Annotated in this window: 16 protein-coding genes; 6 read left to right on the plus strand and 10 right to left on the minus strand. The window is 35.6% G+C overall.

Annotated elements, in window-relative coordinates; translation table 11 throughout:
- Nucleotides 1-201: 201 nt before the first annotated feature.
- The 5 genes from hpf to ASU31_RS11675 all read right to left on the minus strand — a co-directional run bounded on the left by hpf (nt 202) and on the right by ASU31_RS11675 (nt 6,719).
- Nucleotides 202-549: a ribosome hibernation-promoting factor, HPF/YfiA family gene (hpf, locus tag ASU31_RS11655; RefSeq protein ID WP_025143266.1), complete on the minus strand. Its 348-nt coding sequence runs from the start codon at nt 547-549 to the stop codon at nt 202-204.
- Nucleotides 550-564: 15 nt separating this feature from the next.
- Complete coding sequence (locus ASU31_RS11660; RefSeq protein ID WP_057932477.1) at nt 565-1,449, minus strand: tyrosine-type recombinase/integrase; 885 nt, start codon at nt 1,447-1,449, stop codon at nt 565-567.
- A 158-nt stretch (nt 1,450-1,607) separates the two neighbouring features.
- On the minus strand, nt 1,608-1,802 hold the full coding sequence (rpsU, locus tag ASU31_RS11665; RefSeq protein ID WP_025143268.1) for a 30S ribosomal protein S21: 195 nt from the start codon (nt 1,800-1,802) through the stop codon (nt 1,608-1,610).
- Nucleotides 1,803-2,075: 273 nt separating this feature from the next.
- Nucleotides 2,076-3,527 carry a RagB/SusD family nutrient uptake outer membrane protein gene (locus tag ASU31_RS11670; RefSeq protein ID WP_057932478.1) on the minus strand — a complete coding sequence of 484 codons (1,452 nt, stop codon included), beginning with the start codon at nt 3,525-3,527 and terminating at the stop codon, nt 2,076-2,078.
- 18 nt (nt 3,528-3,545) lie between these two features.
- Complete coding sequence (locus ASU31_RS11675) at nt 3,546-6,719, minus strand: SusC/RagA family TonB-linked outer membrane protein (RefSeq protein ID WP_057932479.1); 3,174 nt, start codon at nt 6,717-6,719, stop codon at nt 3,546-3,548.
- A 548-nt stretch (nt 6,720-7,267) separates the two neighbouring features.
- Between ASU31_RS11675 and ASU31_RS11680 the strand changes: the two genes are divergently transcribed.
- A complete protein-coding gene (locus ASU31_RS11680) occupies nt 7,268-7,654 on the plus strand; it encodes a hypothetical protein (RefSeq protein WP_057932480.1) in 387 nt (128 codons plus the stop codon).
- Between the two features lie 107 nt (nt 7,655-7,761).
- On the opposite strand, the gene ASU31_RS27705 is transcribed toward ASU31_RS11680, so the two are convergent.
- The 3 genes from ASU31_RS27705 to ASU31_RS11690 all read right to left on the minus strand — a co-directional run bounded on the left by ASU31_RS27705 (nt 7,762) and on the right by ASU31_RS11690 (nt 10,531).
- Entirely contained in the window at nt 7,762-7,935 is a 174-nt protein-coding gene (locus ASU31_RS27705; protein ID WP_167346178.1) for a DUF6496 domain-containing protein, read from the minus strand.
- A 265-nt stretch (nt 7,936-8,200) separates the two neighbouring features.
- Nucleotides 8,201-9,355, minus strand: coding sequence for an acyl-CoA dehydrogenase family protein (locus tag ASU31_RS11685; protein ID WP_057932481.1), 1,155 nt, complete (start codon nt 9,353-9,355; stop codon nt 8,201-8,203).
- 276 nt (nt 9,356-9,631) lie between these two features.
- Nucleotides 9,632-10,531 (minus strand): ComEA family DNA-binding protein, encoded by a 900-nt coding sequence (locus ASU31_RS11690; RefSeq protein WP_057932482.1) that lies wholly within the window; start codon nt 10,529-10,531, stop codon nt 9,632-9,634.
- Nucleotides 10,532-10,625: 94 nt separating this feature from the next.
- Here ASU31_RS11690 and ASU31_RS11695 point away from each other — a divergent pair, with 94 nt between their 5' ends.
- From ASU31_RS11695 to ASU31_RS11710, 4 genes are all read left to right on the plus strand, one after another.
- Nucleotides 10,626-12,377: a bifunctional lysophospholipid acyltransferase family protein/GNAT family N-acetyltransferase gene (locus ASU31_RS11695; protein ID WP_057932483.1), complete on the plus strand. Its 1,752-nt coding sequence runs from the start codon at nt 10,626-10,628 to the stop codon at nt 12,375-12,377.
- Nucleotides 12,378-12,716: 339 nt separating this feature from the next.
- Entirely contained in the window at nt 12,717-13,523 is an 807-nt protein-coding gene (locus ASU31_RS11700) for a lysophospholipid acyltransferase family protein (protein ID WP_057932484.1), read from the plus strand.
- Nucleotides 13,524-13,677: 154 nt separating this feature from the next.
- A complete protein-coding gene (locus tag ASU31_RS11705; protein ID WP_342437862.1) occupies nt 13,678-14,859 on the plus strand; it encodes a hypothetical protein in 1,182 nt (393 codons plus the stop codon).
- Nucleotides 14,860-14,993: 134 nt separating this feature from the next.
- A complete protein-coding gene (locus tag ASU31_RS11710; protein ID WP_057932486.1) occupies nt 14,994-15,269 on the plus strand; it encodes a hypothetical protein in 276 nt (91 codons plus the stop codon).
- Here the strand turns inward: ASU31_RS11710 and ASU31_RS27460 are convergent.
- Nucleotides 15,266-15,418 (minus strand): hypothetical protein, encoded by a 153-nt coding sequence (locus ASU31_RS27460; RefSeq protein WP_157257980.1) that lies wholly within the window; start codon nt 15,416-15,418, stop codon nt 15,266-15,268. The two genes, ASU31_RS11710 and ASU31_RS27460, sit on opposite strands and share 4 nt — an antisense overlap.
- Nucleotides 15,419-15,566: 148 nt before the next feature.
- Between ASU31_RS27460 and ASU31_RS11715 the strand changes: the two genes are divergently transcribed.
- Nucleotides 15,567-15,881, plus strand: coding sequence for a hypothetical protein (locus tag ASU31_RS11715; RefSeq protein ID WP_057932487.1), 315 nt, complete (start codon nt 15,567-15,569; stop codon nt 15,879-15,881).
- 340 nt (nt 15,882-16,221) lie between these two features.
- On the opposite strand, the gene ASU31_RS11720 is transcribed toward ASU31_RS11715, so the two are convergent.
- Nucleotides 16,222-17,928, minus strand: coding sequence for a hypothetical protein (locus ASU31_RS11720; RefSeq protein WP_057932488.1), 1,707 nt, complete (start codon nt 17,926-17,928; stop codon nt 16,222-16,224).
- Between the last annotated feature and the right edge of the window lie 121 nt (nt 17,929-18,049).

Genomic DNA, 18,049 nt, shown 5'->3' on the forward strand with positions numbered 1-18,049 from the left:
CCATGTCCTGGCGCTTTCCAGCTACCACTTCTTATATCCTTTAACACCACTAAATCGTTTATATCCTTATTAAATTTTTAAAAAAAACAATCAATACCATTATTTATTAGTCAAAAACAACAGCAAATCCCTCACTATAGCCCATAAAAAAAGGCAACATAATGATTAATCATGTTGCCTTTTTTAAAATTATGCTGATTTTTAGTAATCAGCAGCTTCGCTTTCGCTTAAAATTGCTTTATGCTCACTTAATTTTGCGCGTGTTTTATCCTTATGTTTAGTGATCTGCTTTCTTAACGATTCAATTGCCAGATCTGTGGCTTCTTCAAATGATTTACATTGTTCTTTAGCGAAGAGGGTCCCACCCGGTACAATGAGTTTTATCTCACTAATCTTATTGGCCTCGTCCTCTACGTTCTCTAACTTTAAATACACTTCTCCGCTAATGATCTGGTCGAAAAACTGATCTAGCTTATTTGCTTTTTTTTGTATAAAATCTAACAACTTACTGTCTGCACTGAAGTGGATTGATTGAACTCCGATTTTCATTTTTCCTCCTTTTTTTTACGCCTTTGGATGGGCTTGTTTATAAATTGTTTTTAATCTTTCGATCGAATTGTGGGTATACACCTGGGTTGCTGCTAAGCTGGCGTGCCCCAAAAGTTCTTTAATTGCATTTAGATCTGCTCCTGCATTTAGCAGGCTTGTTGCATAACTGTGCCGAAGCACGTGGGGACTTTTCTTCTCATTGGTTGATACGTGGTTTAGGTATGAGGTAACAATACGGTATATTAATTTTGGATATGCCGCTGCACCTGTATTGGTAACGATTAAGATAGGCAAATTGTTATTAAAGTTTTGCAACTTTTTTAGCTCAATATAGGTATTTACCTGATTGATAAGCTGTTTATTTACGGGGATGATCCGTTCTTTATTTCTTTTACCCAATACCTTTATTGTTCCCGAATAAATATCAATATCAGTATCTTTTAGCTGGAGTAGTTCTGTTAAACGCATGCCTGTACCAAAAAGCAGTTCAATTACCAGATGATCGCGAACAGAAGAGAAGCTTTCATTAAAATAATGCTCTGAATCCAATAGCTGATCCATCTTTTGCGAATCAACAAATACGGGTAGTCTTTTGGGTATTTTTGGTGCCTTAATTAAAACGGTAGGATTTTGATCAATCTTTCCGCTTCGATGCAAAAATTTATAAAAGCTCCTTAATGTTGAAATTTTTCTATTGATGGTCTGTTCTGATACTTTCTTCTCCATCAGATCTACCATATAGCTTCTTAGGTGAATATGCTTAACTTCTAAAAAGTTTAGATCGAACGTAATATTGATATACTCTTCAAACTGATCTAAATCTGTTTGATAAGAGGTAATGGTATGCTGAGAATAGCGCTTCTCGTGAGTTAAATAGGTTATAAAACTTTTTAGCAACATTCAATATTTTTTTGCTGGGCATTGATATGAAGTTACAAATAGTTTTGATATAAAGAAATCATTAATTAATTGTTTATTGTAAAGTTTTTGATTTCTTTTAAAACCAAAAAAGCTCCGATCAAATGATCGGAGCTTTAATGTATTTATATCGTAAACAACTAAGAAGTTGTATCTAGATTCATATTCTGAATGTAAACAGCATGTTTAATTTCAGTACGGCGAGCAACGGATTTTTTCTCGTATGCTTGGCGACTACGTAGTTCTCTCAATACACCAGTTTTTTCAAACTTTTTCTTGAAACGTTTAAGGGCTTTATCTAATGATTCGCCGTCTTTAATGTTGATAATGATCATAACGCTGAAATACCTCCTCTCGTGGTTTTTAAATTTCCCGTATTATCGGGGATGCAAATGTAAGCAAAATATTGAAAATGAGAAAGGTTTAGTTATTATTTTTCGATTTAATAGAGATTAAATAGCCCCAACATGAAAAAATTAGGCTTAACTCTTCTCATAACCACAATAAAACGAAATTTTATTGGCTCAAAAACAATAGCCAGTATCCATAAAAGAGGCAACCTCCTGACGAAGATTGCCTCTTTAAGTTTAAATAATGCGTAAAAAATATTAATTATCAGTCATGAGTTTATTATATAACAACTCTGCTCCCGATATCGGCCAAATATATTGTGTTGAAGTTGGAGGCACAGGATCAACATTGCTTTTACCAGGGATCGTCAAGCCTAAACGCAACAAATCAGGACTTCTAAAACCCTCGCCCAAAAATTCGATATTACGCTCTTTGAGGAAAGTATCAAACAAGGCTTGTGATGAACCAAAGCCTGCCACAGTAAAAACAGTTGTAGCATCCGATCTAGACCTTACAGCATTGAGCAATGCAACAGCTCTTGCGTCTACCGAATTTGTACTTCTTGCAATGGCCTCACCAAGGTTAAGCAGCACCTCCGAATAACGTATTACCGGAACATAATCTGCATATCCAGCAGCGGCAAGCGTAGGAAATTTAGACATATAAGGCAGTCCTGCCGATACGGTAATAAAACTTCTTCTTTTGTCTGCAGCTGTAAAAGTTGGATCTCCAATAATCCCACTTGGATTTAAAGAGTATAGTTTTACCCCAAAAAAATATGAGCCTAAAGCACTTTGTCCACCTCCTACTTCAGTACCACTCACAAAGGGCATCGACAAAATGGATTCGCTTGTGGTATATGGTGTTTTAAATACGTTGGTAATATCGGCTTGCAAAGCAAGCGGAACACCTGTTGCAGCCGTAAAAGGCGCAGCAGCACTTACGATTTTATTTGCTTCGGTTATTACCTCAGCATATTTCTGCATAGTAAGGTATACCCTCGTTTTAAATGCAATTGCTGTGTTTCGATGGGCCCTTGTTACGTTTGTTACGGCAACAGTTCCGTAGGTTAAAGGCAGATCTGTTTCCGCTTCGTTTAAATCTTTTAAAATCTGCGTATAGATCGTCCCAACTGAACTTCTGGCCAGATCATAATTCCCGGCTACCGAATTGCCCGATAAACGCAAAGGCAAACCAGGTTTTGTTCCCAAACCATCGTAATATGGCCTGGCATAAAGCTGAAGTAAGCTATAATAAGATATGGCACGAACCAGTTTTGCCTCTGCAATATAGTTTTTGGAAATAGCATCGCCAACTACAGAAGTTCCTTTTGCTGCCATCCCCTCAATAAACAAATTACATCTGTTTATCGTGTTGTAGGCAGAAGCCCAAAAATCGGTAACTTCTTGCGCACCATTTCCGAGTGTATAATTATAGGTTTGGTAAGCCGTTACTGAATTACTACTTTGCGCGATAAAATTATCAGCCCTGAGCTCGTTATAAACCAGATAACGGCTTCCATAAAAGTCTCCCGCCCTTAAACCAGCATACAAACCCAACACCTGGCCCTGAATTCTGCCTACAGTTGAAAACTGTGCATAATTGAGTGTTGCAACGGCTGTTTCCGATTCTGGTGTAAGAAATTCTTTCTTGCAACTTGCAAACAAAGCAATTGTTAAACAAGTAATATATATTAGTTTCTTTTTCATTTTTTTTCAAATTATTTGTTAGAACTTAACTGATAAACCTGCTGTAAATGCCCTACCATTTCCTACTGAATTTCTTTCGACCCCTTGAGCGGAGTTACCTGCAGTTGAATTTCCATTTGAAGATACTTCGGGGTCTGAACCAGGATATTTAGTAAAAATCAACAGGTTATTTCCGCTTACATATAACCTTACATTTGAAAGTCTTATCTTAGCTAAAAAGTCTTTTGGGAGTGTATAGCCAAAACTAGCGCTCCTCAGTTTAAGGAAATCGCCTTTGAAAACATTAACATCAATCGGGAATGATGAACCGTTAGAAACATTATCACCATTAATTATTTTTGGAATATCAGTTTGCTGACCCGGAGCTGTCCACCTTCTTAACATATCTTCAGAGTTGTTCCAAAAACGCTGATCTCTTAAGCCAGAGTTTGTTCCGTAATAGATATAAAAGCCAAGTTGAAATGTAAAAGTAAGGCCTAAATCAAAATGTTTGTAGCGAAATGTATTATCGAAACCACCTGAAAATTTAGGCTGGGTATTGCGGTAAGCAATACCATCATTATTCAATGAAATACCATTCTTTGCTTCCGTACCATCTTCATAAGCATACCTGAATTGACCAACAGGTGCAACCTGTTGATAAAGCACTTTTTTACCTGTAGATTTTTCAATAAAAATTCTTCTACCTGTAGCAGCATCTACGCCAGCTGTTTGCACAGCATAAATCATTCCCAATGGCCCTCCAACCTGCGAAATGCTTGCCGACTCTAATGTAGAGGTGGCTTGTATAAACTGGGTTAGGCCCTCCGAGAGTGAAATGATTTCATTTTTATTATATGATACATTAAAAGAAGGCGACCAGCTAAAGTCTGCCGAGCGAATGGCATCGCCACTAACAGTAAGCTCATACCCCTTATTATACATAGAGGCGATATTTAGGAGAGGTCTTGATGGTAAACCTGCCGATGGCACTTGGGGAACTTCATAAATTAAACCATCAAGCGTATTCTTATAATAGGCCGCCTCAACAGTAATCCTATCGTTCAAAATGCCAAAGTTAAAACCTAAATCAAGCTTTTTGCTCGATTCCCAGCCAATCTGGTCGTTTCCTGTTTGGTTAGGCACCAAAGTTGGCGAACCGTTATATAAACCCGTACTATAGAATGAATATGACGCCAGGTTCCCTAAACCACTGGTATTACCAACTGTTCCGTACGAACCCCTAAGTTTAAAACTTGAAAAAGTTTTATCTAAACCTGCTTTTGACCAGAATTTCTCATTTGCAATCTCCCAACCCAATCCTATTCCATAAAAAACACCTTTTTTATTGTCTGCTCCGAATGCAGAATATTCATCCTGACGAACGTTTGCCGTTAAATAATATTTTTTATCATAATCATAAGTTAATCCACTAAAAAACGAAACCAGGTAATTTTCGCCCATGTTGGCAACATTTACTGATGGCGTAGCATAACCAGCAGCGAAAACATTAAATGCAGGATCGGATAGTGTTGTACGCGATGCACCAAACCCCAAAGAAGTACTCCTTTGTTGCTCATTACCCAATAACAGGGAAACATTGTGCTTCTGGGCAAAGGTGCGGTTTGCCTGGATCGTATTTGTTAACACCCAACGTTTGTTTTTATTCAAACTTTCGGCTGCTGAACCACCTGCAGCTGCCGAACCACCATTAATTGGATTGGCAAAAGAATCGTTATCAGAAAATATATAGTCGATTCCGTAGGTAGACTTGGCATTTAACCAGGAGGTAATATTTGCCTGCAAATAAATATTACCCTGAATGTGATTGATCTCATTATTTGAGCGGTCTAAATTAAGTACGGCTGCCGGATTATAAAATCCAACATCTGAACCCATATTTGCTCCCCTGCCAATAGTTGTAGCGTTAAATACGCTGTAGCTTCCATCATTATTATAAGGAGAAACATTGGGGGCAGTTACAATTGCCAACCTACCAAGCCCTCCGGTTCCGAAAGCTTCTCCAGCTAAAGAGCCAGTAGAAGTAGCTGAAAGGTTTTCTTCATTTGAATAAGATAATTTACCACCAACAACAAAGATCTTTCCTTCACGATGATCAACCTTAAATAATCCCGCCTTTCTGTTATAATTATTATTTACTACAATACCTTCCTGAGTAGTGTAACTTCCAGACATATAATAGTTTGTAGATTCGTTCCCCCCTGAAATGCTCAAGGTATTACTATTGGAATAGCCTGTTCTATATATGTAATCGTACCAATTGGTATTGATTACATTTCCCGAAGCATCATTTGACAACGCAAAATACTTCCTGTTTGCTACTACCGGATTTGTATTATCGAACGTACCTGCATTCCTTAAGCCTTCATTTTTAAGGTCAGTATATTGGTATGCATCTAATAATACAGGCAGATTTCTTGGCTTGGTAGATCCAACCCAGGTATCGAAGTTAACAACAGCCTTGCCTGTTTTCCCTTTTTTTGTGGTGATCAAAATAACGCCATTAGCTCCACGACTACCATAAATTGCCGATGCTGCTGCATCTTTTAAAACCTCTAAACGTTCAATATCATTTGGATTTATGCTCGACAAGGCATTACCCGGAGCACTGGAACCACTCAAATCTCCGGTATAGGTGGCCACACCATCGATTACAATTAAAGGATAAGAACTTAATGATATTGAATTTGTACCGCGGATACGGATAACGGGAGGATTATTTAGTACGCCATTGGGTATGGTAATCTGAACCCCCGCAGCCTTTCCGCCCAAAGCCTGGTCAAAACTTTGAACGGGTTTATTTTCGAGATCTTTACCAGAAATTGTAGCAATAGATCCTATATTATCTTTCTTCCTTAATGTAGCGTATCCGGTTACGATAACATCTGTTAAATCATTATTTTCTTCTTTTAGTGCAACATTTAGGGTTGAACCGGTAACCGAAACGGTTTTGCTTGCAAAACCAATAAAACGAAAGGTAAGAGAAGTGGTACTATTGGGAACAGCGATACTATATATACCATCACTGCCAGTTTGTGCTACAATTCTTGCACCTGGTACCACAACGGAAACGCCTGGAATAGGAAGGCCATCCTTTTCTGATGTAACTTTTCCAGTAATTTTCTTCTGTTGTGCCAGTACAGAGAAACTCATCACCATGAGAAGGAACGAAACGAGTAATTTTTCTTTCATGCTTTTAGTTTTAGTTTATTGATTAGTTATTATTGAGGAAATTGCATTCAATTACAAAATCAACCTTATACAATCGATCAATAAGCTTAAAAAGCTCTACTTAACTCACGAAATACCCCTTAGATCTGATTAAAAACAAAAAAATACCGCTTACTTTACCATGAATTATAAAAATTCACTTAATAAAATAGCGATATTCGGTTAAAAAATTTGTTTAGGTTATGATTTACATAAAAAAACTAAAAACAAATAACAAAAAAGAACAAAAAATGTAATAATTTAATATACAAAGCAAAAATTTAATAAAAAATCACAAAAAAAATAAATTAAAAATCATTAAAAAATAAAAATACCTGAAAAATTAACACAAAAATTCATTAAAAATAGCTTAAGATTAAAAACAATTAAAAAATTAACGCAAAAACTAAATAAAAATCATCAAAACACAATAAAAGACAAAAAAACAGCAAAAACACGCCTACATTTTTTAACCGAGATGACTAGCATATTCTTCTATTCTTTTCTTACTTTTAATTAAAAAAATTAAAATGACAACAGGCAAAAAAGTAGGCACAATTATCGCGGTTACAGTCGTTATTTTACTCGTAGCAATTTGCTATTACCGGTATTTCTTTGTTTTTGGCGAAGGCGTTAAAGCCGGCGAATTAAATTATGTAGTAAAGAAAGGCTATCTCTTTAAAACCTACGAAGGGAAATTGATCCAGAGTGGGGTAAAATCCAGACAAGCAGGAACATTACAAAATAATGAGTTTGAGTTTTCTATTGCAAGTAAAGAAATTGCAGATAAAATGATGGCCAATAGCGGCAAGTTTTACGAACTCCACTATAAAGAATATAAAAATACCTTACCATGGCGCGGGTTTAGCGTTTATGTAGTAGATAGCATTTTAACTACTAAAGATATACCGCAATAAGGTAAATGGTTTAGGGTTTAGGGTTTAGGGTTTAGGGTTTAGGGTTTAGGGGAAACTATTATTTGGAAGATTAGTTTTAAAACCTTACACCATAAACCTATTACCTCCTAACCTTTTTTCGGCACCTTAGCCCCTTCTTTCCTGGCTTCCGATAATCCAATAGCAATCGCTTGCTTTTTTGAAGTCACTTTTTTACCTGCCCCGCTTTTAAGCTCACCTTTTTTCATTTCGTGCATGGTTTTTTCTACTTTTTCACCAGCTTTTTCTGAATACTTTGCCATATTTTTAGTTCATTAGTTCAATGGTCAATAGTTCATTGGTAATTGCCTATTGGTTATTGCTCTTTAGTCTTTAGTCTTTAGTCTTTAGCAAAAACACCGGCAATTGAAAGTTGGTTTTGAAAATTTTAAAACAAAAAAATCCGGAGGTGCTTAAACCGTCCGGATTACTCATAATATATTTGGTTTGTTGTTTATAACACTGAAGACGAAAGGTTTAAGGTATAAGGTTCAATGCATAAGCCCTAAACCTTCTACCCTAAACCCTCTACCTTGATAATACTTCTCTGGCAATTACAATTTTCTGTATTTCAGACGTTCCTTCGCCTATTGTACATAATTTACTATCGCGATAAAATTTTTCTACCGGAAAATCTTTGGTATAACCATAACCGCCAAATATCTGAACAGCTTCTGTTGCTACCCTTACCGAAACCTCTGAGGCAAAGTATTTTGCCATGGCCGATTCTTTTGTCATAGGCAAATGCCTGTTCTTTAAATCTGCCGCCTGGCGGATCAATAATTCAGCTGCCTCAATTTCAGTAGCCATATCAGCAAGTTTAAAACTAATGGCCTGAAAGCTGGCAATGGGCTGACCAAACTGCTGGCGCTGTTTTGAATAAGCTACCGCTGCATCAAAAGCACCTTTTGCAATACCTAAAGCCAATGCTGCAATAGAAATCCTTCCACCATCTAAAACTTTCATCGCCTGTTTAAAACCTTCGCCAACATTCCCCAATAAATTAGCCTTTGGCACACGGCAGTTGTCAAAAATCATTTCTGTTGTTTCTGATGCACGCATGCCCAATTTATTTTCTTTTTTGCCCGCCGTAAAACCAGGTGTACCCCGCTCTACCACAATGGCCGAAATCCCTTTCGAACTTCCCTGCTCCCCTGTCCTTACCATAACAACCGCAATATCGCCGCTTTTGCCATGGGTAATCCAGTTTTTTGCACCATTTATTACATAGTCATCTCCATCTTCAACGGCAGTGGTCATCATCCTTAAGGCATCCGACCCGGTATTAGCTTCAGTTAATCCCCAGGCACCTATCCATTCGGCCGTCGCCAGCTTGGGCAACCACCTTTGTTTCTGTTCCGCATTGGCAAAAGCCAAAATATGCCCGGTACATAAGGAGTTGTGTGCTGCTAATGATAAGCCGATTGAGCCACAAACCCGGGCCACTTCTACAATTACATCAACATATTCCTGATACCCCAATCCAGAGCCTCCATATTCTTCGGGAACCAAAACCCCCATTAAGCCTAATTCTCCGAGCTGTTTAAACAATTCGACAGGAAAATGCTGTGCCTCATCCCATTCCATTATATGTGGACGAATGTTTTTCTCTGCAAAATCGCGGACCATGGCCTTTACACTCTGCTGAGTTTCTGTTTCTGAAAAATCGAAGCTTACGCTCATTAAATTTATATTTTAAAGTTAGTTGAGGCAATTATAAACAATTATTTGATAGTTAGTTACCATTAAACATTTGTACAATTACAGAATGAAATGGTATTCGGTTCAATTAGTTTATCGGTTAATTTTAAACCTTGAAATTGACGGAGAAAGTTTTTTTCAATTTTTCTTACAACTATAACCGAATAAACTAATTATGTGGAATTTTTGATGAATATGGATAAAATAAAACCTGTTTTTAGCAAAACATTTAAAATTTAATCTTTTAAATTCAAAGTATTAAAAAGAAATATAAGGCGCAATCTTATCAATAACCTGTTGGTTTAAAATGATGATCTTTTTTAAATCGGATGGGCTAGCATAATTACCATGCTGCTTACGGTATTGAATAATGGCATTAATCTGTTTATAAGAAAGGTACGGATTGCGCTTTAAATCGTTAAATGTTGCTGTATTTATATTTATTGTTTTTAATGGGGCATTACTGATTTCAATCTGATCTTTAATTTCGGCATACTTATTAGAATCTAAGCCATAAACTTCCAGAAGCTGCTCTTTCTTGTAAAAACCGCCCAAACGTTCACGGTATTTAATAATTCGAAGTGCAAAAGTTCCGCCTATACCTTTTATCTCATCCAATTGTGCAGAATCGGCCTTATTAATATCAACGGTTCCTAAAGTTTTTTTAGCGTATTCCTTTTTGTTGAAAGGAGTATATTTTCTTGAAACATTGATGCGCTGATCGGGTATGTTAACATAGGGCAATATCTTTTTATACATTTCCGGCGAAATGGTATACATTTTCTGAAGATCTTCGGCTTTGTAAAACTTACCGCCCTTAGCGGTATAATTCATAATCGATTGTGCCTGTTTTGGGGATAAGCCTAAAGTTTGCCAACCCTGTGCATCTAAAGTATTGGGATTGAATTTGAAAAGTTTAACTGTTTTTTCGGGATTTGAATTTTCAATCCGATCACGAATAGTATTGGCATATGCCTGATCTGTTATGGTTATCTTCTGAATTTGTGCTAAAAGATCTGAACCATCATTTGAAATGGGCTGATAATAGCCATATATAATAGGTGTTGCCTTAATTACAATAATAATAAAGACTAGAAATAGCAATCCATTAAATTCACTTTTGCTAACACCAAAATTTTTGTTGAGCCAAATTCTCATTGATGCGATATGACATGTGTATTATAAATATAAATCTTATTTTTGGAATTGCAAAACAGAACAGGTTTTGCCTATCAACAATCTAAGAATTTATATGAAGATCATAACTACATCTGAGTTTGCAAAAGCAACAAAGATAGATAAGCTAGGTGTACCAGGTTTAGCAGGTTTGATGATGGAGATCATGAAACTGAACGACATCAATGACGTATTCGCTCAAAATCAACACTTTAAAGGCTTAGAATTTGTAGACAAGATATTAGAAACCATTGGCGTTTCTATAGAATTTGATGATGATGATTTAAATAGTATTCCGAAAACAGGTCCTTTTATTGCTATTGCAAATCACCCTTATGGTGGTGTAGAAGGCTTGGCTTTAGTTAAACTTTTGTGTACGGTTAGACCTGATGCCAAGGTGATGGTGAACTTCATTTTGAAAAAAATACCAAACCTGGATGAATTTTTTGTTGCCGTAAATCCTTTCGAAAATGTGCAGCACTCTTCAAGCATCAGTGGATTAAAAACGACTTTCGATCTGCTTAGAAATGGAACACCGATTGGTATTTTCCCTGCAGGAGAGGTTTCTACCTTTAAGTTAGATGCCCAACAGGTAACCGACAGGATGTGGCATCCTGTTGTTGGAAAACTGATTGCCAAAGCAAAAGTACCTGTTGTACCTATTTATTTTCACGGCAATAACGGTGTTTTCTTTAACATTTTAAGCTTCATCCACCCTACCCTGCGTACTGCAAAGTTACCTTCGGAGTTTTTAAATAAACATGGTCGCACCATTAAGGTCAGGATTGGCAAACCAATAGCTGTATCTGAAATTTCGCACATGAACAGCAGTAATAAATTGATGGACTTTTTGAGGGCCCGGACGTATGCACTTGGTGTTGGCTTAGATACAGAGAAAAAACTCTTTAATCCACTGAACTTATTCAAAATTAAAAAGAAACCTGTTGAGGTAATTGAAGAAACTTCGAGGGTTTTAATTAAAAACGAGGTGGTACTTTTAGAAGATTTTAAAGTTTGGACGGAGAAAAATTACGAAGTATACATTGTTCCGACTTTAAAAATCCCCAATATTTTAAGAGAAATTGGCCGTTTACGTGAAATTACTTTCCGCGAGGTTGGTGAGGGAACCAACAAAAAAATCGATCTCGACAATTACGACATCTACTATAATCACCTATTTATTTGGGATAAGGACCTAGAAAATATCGTAGGTGCCTACCGGATTGGTAAAGGTGATGAGATTTTAGAAAGTATGGGCCGCCGTGGCTTCTACCTGTCTGAATTGTTTAAAATGAAAGATCAGTTCTACCCAATGTTAAGACAGGGAATTGAGTTGGGCAGATCGTGGATCAGAAAAGAATACCAGGGTAAACCACTTCCATTATTTTTGCTCTGGAAAGGAATTTTAAAATACCTGATCGATAACCCACAGTACCGCTATATGTTCGGGCCGGTAAGTATCAGTAACAATTTCTCGAAATTTAGCAAAGCCTTAATTGTAGATTACATTACCAAAAACCATTTCGATTATGAGATGGCAAAGTATGTAAAGCCAAGAAACAAATTTAAAGCCGATCTTTTACCAATTTCTACAGATACATTGGTTGATAGCAGCGAGTCTTTTAAAGATCTGGATAGCATTATCGGAGATATCGAAAACTCGCATATTAAGATTCCGGTATTGTTGAGGCAATACATGAACCTGAATGCAAAGATTATCTCATTTAATATCGATCCTAAATTTTCTGATTGTTTAGATGGTTTCTTAGTGGTTGATACGCATAATATTCCACCAGAAATGCTCGAAAAGCTCGGCAAGAATCTATAAACGAATTCAATAAAAAAACCCAGACATCCATCTGGGTTTTTTATTATCAACTAACCTAAACTTTATAAATACTAACCAAATATTTATGCCACAAAAGTAGGTTTGCCCTGTTAAATTGGTGTTAATGGAATATTATTTATAGAATTTTCTTCCTTACAATTTCTTAATCGATTAATACGCTGTTGTTCATATTATTCCATTATCTTTAGGTACTCTGTATGAGCTATGATAAACATTCTTCTTCGTAAGAGCCGAATGTTTCCCTCCCTTATATTTAGCTCAAATAAAAAATCATTTATCAAGTTGGCTCCCTAATGGAATCAATTTTGAACTATAATTATGACAGTCATTTCTAAAGAGAATTTTTCAAAGGCAACAGGCATTTGTAATATTCCAATCCCTGGTCTTGCTTCCTTTTTAATGAGGTTCTTGAAGATTAACGACTTCAATGTAATTATTAGAGATGCTAATACCTTAGAAGGAGAAAAATTTGCCAATCATATTCTGGATGTTCTGGGCGTTACTATTCAGATCAGTGATGAAGATTTGACCAACATTCCAAAAGATGGTGCATTTATTGCGATTGCAAACCACCCCTACGGCGCTATAGAATCATTGGCATTATTAAGTACTCTTGCCAATTACCGACCTGATACAATGTTTATGGGAAATTTTCTGTTAAAGAAAATCCCAAACCTTGAGAAATGTATTATCGCAGTAAATCCGTTCGAAAAAGTTCAGGATTCATCAAGTATTAGCGGATTAAAAACAACTTTAAAAGTTTTAAAAGATGGTAGTCCTGTTGCTATTTTTCCGGCAGGCGAAGTTTCTTCTTATAAATTCAGAAAAAATCAGATTACCGACCGCGAATGGCATCCCGTGGTTGGGAAAATCATCTCAAAAGCCAATGTACCCATATTACCGGTATATTTTCATGGCAATAATGGCATTTTTTTTAGCCTGCTGAAATTTATACACCCTTCGTTACAAACAGCAAAGCTGATTTCAGAGTTATTCAACAAAAATGGTCACCAGTTAAAAATCAGTATCGGCAAACCCATTCATTTGAAAGAAATAGACTGTAAAGATTGTAATACCTCACTTTTAAAACATTTAAGAAATCGACTTTACGCCCTAAAAAAGTAACCTGATCCAGATTCATGAAAATACAATGTTAATTTCCCATTAAGCACCACCCTAATTGTTTACATAAAGAAATTGTTGATTTTATGTTAATAATAGGTAAATTTAATGTAACCAAATATGAGGCGGTTTGAAAAGAGGGATTTACACATATATTTTGAGAACTATTTTGTTCGCTTGCCTGATGATCAGTACCGTCATCTCGAAGGGACAGAATTATTCTTTCGATTTTTATGATGGGACCTTTAATTTTAGTGTTGATTCTTCAGTGGTTTTTCCGATACCAAAAACAGCAACTGCATCAGCTGTTTCAAACTTTTACAACCACATCTCTTCTGGCCAGTATACGCCCCTTATTTCGTCTTTAGAAAAATACCAGAAAAAATATAATTTAAACGACTGGATTTATTATCAACTGATCCGAAAAACAGCAGAACAGATTAGTCCGAAAGCAGATAATTATTTTGGCTATACTTTATACAAATGGTTTTTACTGAGTAAATGCGGCTATGATGCAAGGTTAGCTGTAGGCAATGATCAGGTTATCTTTTATGTAAGAAATGAAGAGGATATCAGCGATATTCCGTTTTTTATGATTGATGATAAAAAGTTTATGTGCCTAAATTACCATGATTACGGCAAGCTGTTTAAACAGGCCGATGCTTACAAGCCCGTTAAAATTTTAATTCCAGAGGCTAAAAACCCTTTCTCTTATAAGGTTACCCGAATGCCCGATTTTAAACCGGAAAGTTATCAGGAAAAAGATATCGAATTTAGCTATCGTCAAAAAATCCATCATTTTAAACTAAAAGTTAATGAAGATGTACAAACCATTTTCAAAAACTATCCGGTAGTGGATTTTGAGAGCTATTTTAATATTCCTTTGAGCCGGGAAACCTATAGCTCTCTTATTCCCACCTTGAAAGAAAACCTAAAAGGCATGGATCAGAAAAAAGGTGTTGATTATCTGATGAGATTTACCCGTTATGGTTTTTTATATGAAGATGACGGTGAGAATTTTGGCAAGGAAAAACGTTTCTCTCCTGAACAAACATTATTAAGTACCTACAGCGATTGCGATGACCGGGCCGCACTATTTTTCTATTTGGTAAAGGAAATATATAACCTGCCGATGATTGCTTTGCTTTACCCTAAACATTTAACTATCGCTGTTCAGTTTGACAAACCAGTTGGCGAACCGATTACCTATAAAGGCAAAAAGTATTCGTACTGCGAGCCTACACCCCAGGCTCAGAATCTAAAAATCGGACAACTTTCTTCGAATTTTAGGAACAGTAAATACGAAGTGGTTTATGCATATGAGCCTATCAAGAAATAAGCCCTTCGCATAAACAAAAGAATAAACATTAAATTAATGTTAATAAATCATTATCTTATCAACAACAGGTTGATTCATTAGCTATTTAAGGTAATTTAGATTTCTTATATTGAGTTAAATCTAAAACCTTGTCTATGTCTGCTATTATCTATACCGTTTTAAAGGAATTTTTTGTTGAGGTAAACGGTCACGCTATAAAGGCTAGAATTATGTCGCCCATTAATGATGGCAAAGTTTTCGTTTTCAAAATCAGTTCATTTTACAAAAGTAAAACTGATTCTGATGCCTATGAACCGGCATCAACATTTACTTCTTACGCAAATGCCGAACGGCATTTACTTCAATACCTGGAAGGTTTCCAGAACACACTCGATCTGGGCGGAGATATAGCGCCAGGAAATACTTTTTAGTTGTTTTCTTTATCATCTTTCTCAGGTGGAAGTTCTGACTGGATTACCTCTTCTTCAAATTCCTTTTTGTCTTTTTGGTTTCTTTTGATAAGATAAACGATTAAAATGGCAACTAAAATAATTACTCCGATTAATACTGGATAGTTCATATTCGTTGGATTAAAACCTAAGCGATCTGATTTAGACTAAGTTATAGGAAATATTTTACATGTTAACCATACACACAAGTGTTAACATAATGATAATATTAATTTAACCTTCTGTTTTTCTATCTTTGGGAAAACCCATAAGTTTTAGATGAAAAAGAACAAATCCAAGTCGAAAAATCATTCGACAAGCAAAAAATTACGTAAAGAATTAGAATCGAAATTAGCCCTTGCATTTAACGAACTTGTTATCCAGTACGGCAAAGCCAAAAAAACCGATAAAGTAATCGAAAAATTTGCAAAGCAATTAACTAAAAAAGTTACTTTCGCCACTCAAGATGATTCTATAACGCCATATATCAAAGAAGAAAAAAAACCAGCTGAAAAACAAAAACCAGTTGTAGTTGCGAAAGAATCAATAAAAAAAACTAAAGTGGCGGAGAAAGAAGTTACTGATAAAAAATAATTTTTATATACACAATAAAGCCAGATATCGCTATCTGGCTTTATAATACTATTTAAAACTAGAACCATTTAACCTAACGCCCAGACGAGCGAATGGAAATGCTTAAAATAAAAAAAATCAACTTTTGTAGGCAAGGCAAATTATTATGCTACGCAAACCCAACCTTAGTTCCTGCATTTTCAAACCTATCCGAAGCCAAAAAATATTATAAACTGACTGCCGATTTATATTGCGTTTACTAATAATTTTTATCGGATGATTGACAACTATTATCTCAAAGATCATAATTATAAACTCAAAGGTTATTGTTCTACTTTAGTCAACCATTATTGTTAGTTGTTTATGGATATGTTATTTTTTCGCCTATTGGTGCAATACTTGCTTTAAATGTTTTAACTATTGTGACAGGATTTGAACCATTTGGTGGAGTTACTAAAAAAGTATATCGTACACAAACACCATTAAGATCAGTAGCATTATAATTAGATGTCCCTCCGCCGCTAATATCTTGACGATGTTGAACTTTAAAGGCGATAAAACGATCATTTTTAATTTCTGAACTACTCCCATACATATACACTTCGTCGCTCACAATATCTCGCCCTGAAAATTTAGGAAGCGTATAAGAAGATAGATTATATGAAAAATATTCTCCAGCTATGAATGGAACTATTGTTGTTTTTTCAATACCGTTCCAGGTTACGCCAACTGGTTTTCGAATAGGAATATTAGCCCCTTGATACCAATATCTATGCCTATAAGGCACTAACAAGTCTGTTCTTATAAGGTTAATTGTAGTTCCATCATTTGTAACTTCTGGATTATAAATAATATTATCCGTATTTTCATAATCAAGATAAATTAAGCTATGATCATTTATATATTTTTTTGGAGTAGATTGAGTTTCAAGTGAGTTAAGCAATTCAGTAAAAACATGAACTACGGGAGATTTAGTAATATTTACAACACCCATAATTTTATTATAGTTTGGTATATATCCAACTGTATTCGAATTCGCCGATCCTGGCATTGCTAAAGTAGTACTTAGGATACCACTATTATTTGCTATTGAGCCCGTTAAATTAGTTTCTACCTTTAATTTTAAATCAACTACTTGAGGGCTACTAGCAGACCCACCTAATATCGCACTAAAAAACCCTTTAACCGCACCACTTAATCCGCCTTTAATACCATCCTCTATAGACTTTGTAACATCGGTTCCAAAGACTTTTGATTTAGGTAGATTTAGTGCTTGTATCCCCTTAAAACCAGCTACATGAATAGCCGTATTTCCTAAATTACCCAATAAACTACCTAAGTTAAAACCACCAGAATTTGCAGTACCAACTGTACCAGTTAAAGTTCCATTTGACGTTCCATTTAGAACTATTTGTGATAAATTAGTTGAAGACACATTCCAAACAAAGTTTAAATTCTCATGATTGGCGTTTGCAATATATTGGTCATATGCTAGTTCATATTGACAGGCATACCAAGCACCAGTTGATAGTATTTGATAATTTTGAATTTTTGTTACAGATTTTTGTATATTTTCAGGATCAATAATCTCTTTAGAAAAATTCATAATTGAAGATTGAAATCCACCAGATATACCTAATCCATCACTAAAGTATGAAGATGCATATGGGCTTCCAGGGGGTAAATACAAGTAAAAGCGTATTATTCCTCTATACTTGTTATACAATGCAAAAAAATTTGGAGATGTTACTTGTGTTGGGCTAAAAGTATTGTAGACCAGATTCCAGCCATCAGCCTTTTTATAATCAAAAGCAATTTCATCTGGGAATAACTGGTTACTCCCAGATGCCCATGGCACCAGGATAGGTGGTAAACCCACTGGTGTAGGCATATAATCTGTTGTTTCCCAGTCAAAAACATGAGTTGGAATAACTGCCATTTTATTTGGTATTTTTAAATTAGCAGGCTCTATAAGCGGGCTACTTTCTTTCTTACAGCTTACTAAAGCTGACGGCAACATAATCGCAACTATTGCAATCTTGAGAGCCTTAATTTTTAATTTTTCCATCAACTAAAAATAAATGATGAAAATCAAATCATAATTAACTAAATATTAAGTTAAAAGACTAAAAATAATGCTTAAAAATATATTATCAACGAAATATAAAATACAAAAAGCCAGATATCTC

The sequence above is a fragment of the Pedobacter ginsenosidimutans genome (genome assembly GCF_001442625.1).
GTDB lineage: Bacteria > Bacteroidota > Bacteroidia > Sphingobacteriales > Sphingobacteriaceae > Pedobacter > Pedobacter ginsenosidimutans.

What these genes read in the sequence shown, in the direction of transcription:
- hpf (WP_025143266.1), bottom strand. Translation starts at nt 549, where the DNA reads ATGAAAATCGGAGTTCAATCAATCCACTTCAGTGCAGACAGTAAGTTG.
- ASU31_RS11660 (WP_057932477.1), bottom strand. Translation starts at nt 1,449, where the DNA reads ATGTTGCTAAAAAGTTTTATAACCTATTTAACTCACGAGAAGCGCTAT.
- rpsU (WP_025143268.1), bottom strand. Translation starts at nt 1,802, where the DNA reads ATGATCATTATCAACATTAAAGACGGCGAATCATTAGATAAAGCCCTT.
- ASU31_RS11670 (WP_057932478.1), bottom strand. Translation starts at nt 3,527, where the DNA reads ATGAAAAAGAAACTAATATATATTACTTGTTTAACAATTGCTTTGTTT.
- ASU31_RS11675 (WP_057932479.1), bottom strand. Translation starts at nt 6,719, where the DNA reads ATGAAAGAAAAATTACTCGTTTCGTTCCTTCTCATGGTGATGAGTTTC.
- ASU31_RS11680 (WP_057932480.1), top strand. Translation starts at nt 7,268, where the DNA reads ATGACAACAGGCAAAAAAGTAGGCACAATTATCGCGGTTACAGTCGTT.
- ASU31_RS27705 (WP_167346178.1), bottom strand. Translation starts at nt 7,935, where the DNA reads ATGGCAAAGTATTCAGAAAAAGCTGGTGAAAAAGTAGAAAAAACCATG.
- ASU31_RS11685 (WP_057932481.1), bottom strand. Translation starts at nt 9,355, where the DNA reads ATGAGCGTAAGCTTCGATTTTTCAGAAACAGAAACTCAGCAGAGTGTA.
- ASU31_RS11690 (WP_057932482.1), bottom strand. Translation starts at nt 10,531, where the DNA reads ATGAGAATTTGGCTCAACAAAAATTTTGGTGTTAGCAAAAGTGAATTT.
- ASU31_RS11695 (WP_057932483.1), top strand. Translation starts at nt 10,626, where the DNA reads ATGAAGATCATAACTACATCTGAGTTTGCAAAAGCAACAAAGATAGAT.
- ASU31_RS11700 (WP_057932484.1), top strand. Translation starts at nt 12,717, where the DNA reads ATGACAGTCATTTCTAAAGAGAATTTTTCAAAGGCAACAGGCATTTGT.
- ASU31_RS11710 (WP_057932486.1), top strand. Translation starts at nt 14,994, where the DNA reads ATGTCTGCTATTATCTATACCGTTTTAAAGGAATTTTTTGTTGAGGTA.
- ASU31_RS27460 (WP_157257980.1), bottom strand. Translation starts at nt 15,418, where the DNA reads ATGAACTATCCAGTATTAATCGGAGTAATTATTTTAGTTGCCATTTTA.
- ASU31_RS11715 (WP_057932487.1), top strand. Translation starts at nt 15,567, where the DNA reads ATGAAAAAGAACAAATCCAAGTCGAAAAATCATTCGACAAGCAAAAAA.
- ASU31_RS11720 (WP_057932488.1), bottom strand. Translation starts at nt 17,928, where the DNA reads ATGGAAAAATTAAAAATTAAGGCTCTCAAGATTGCAATAGTTGCGATT.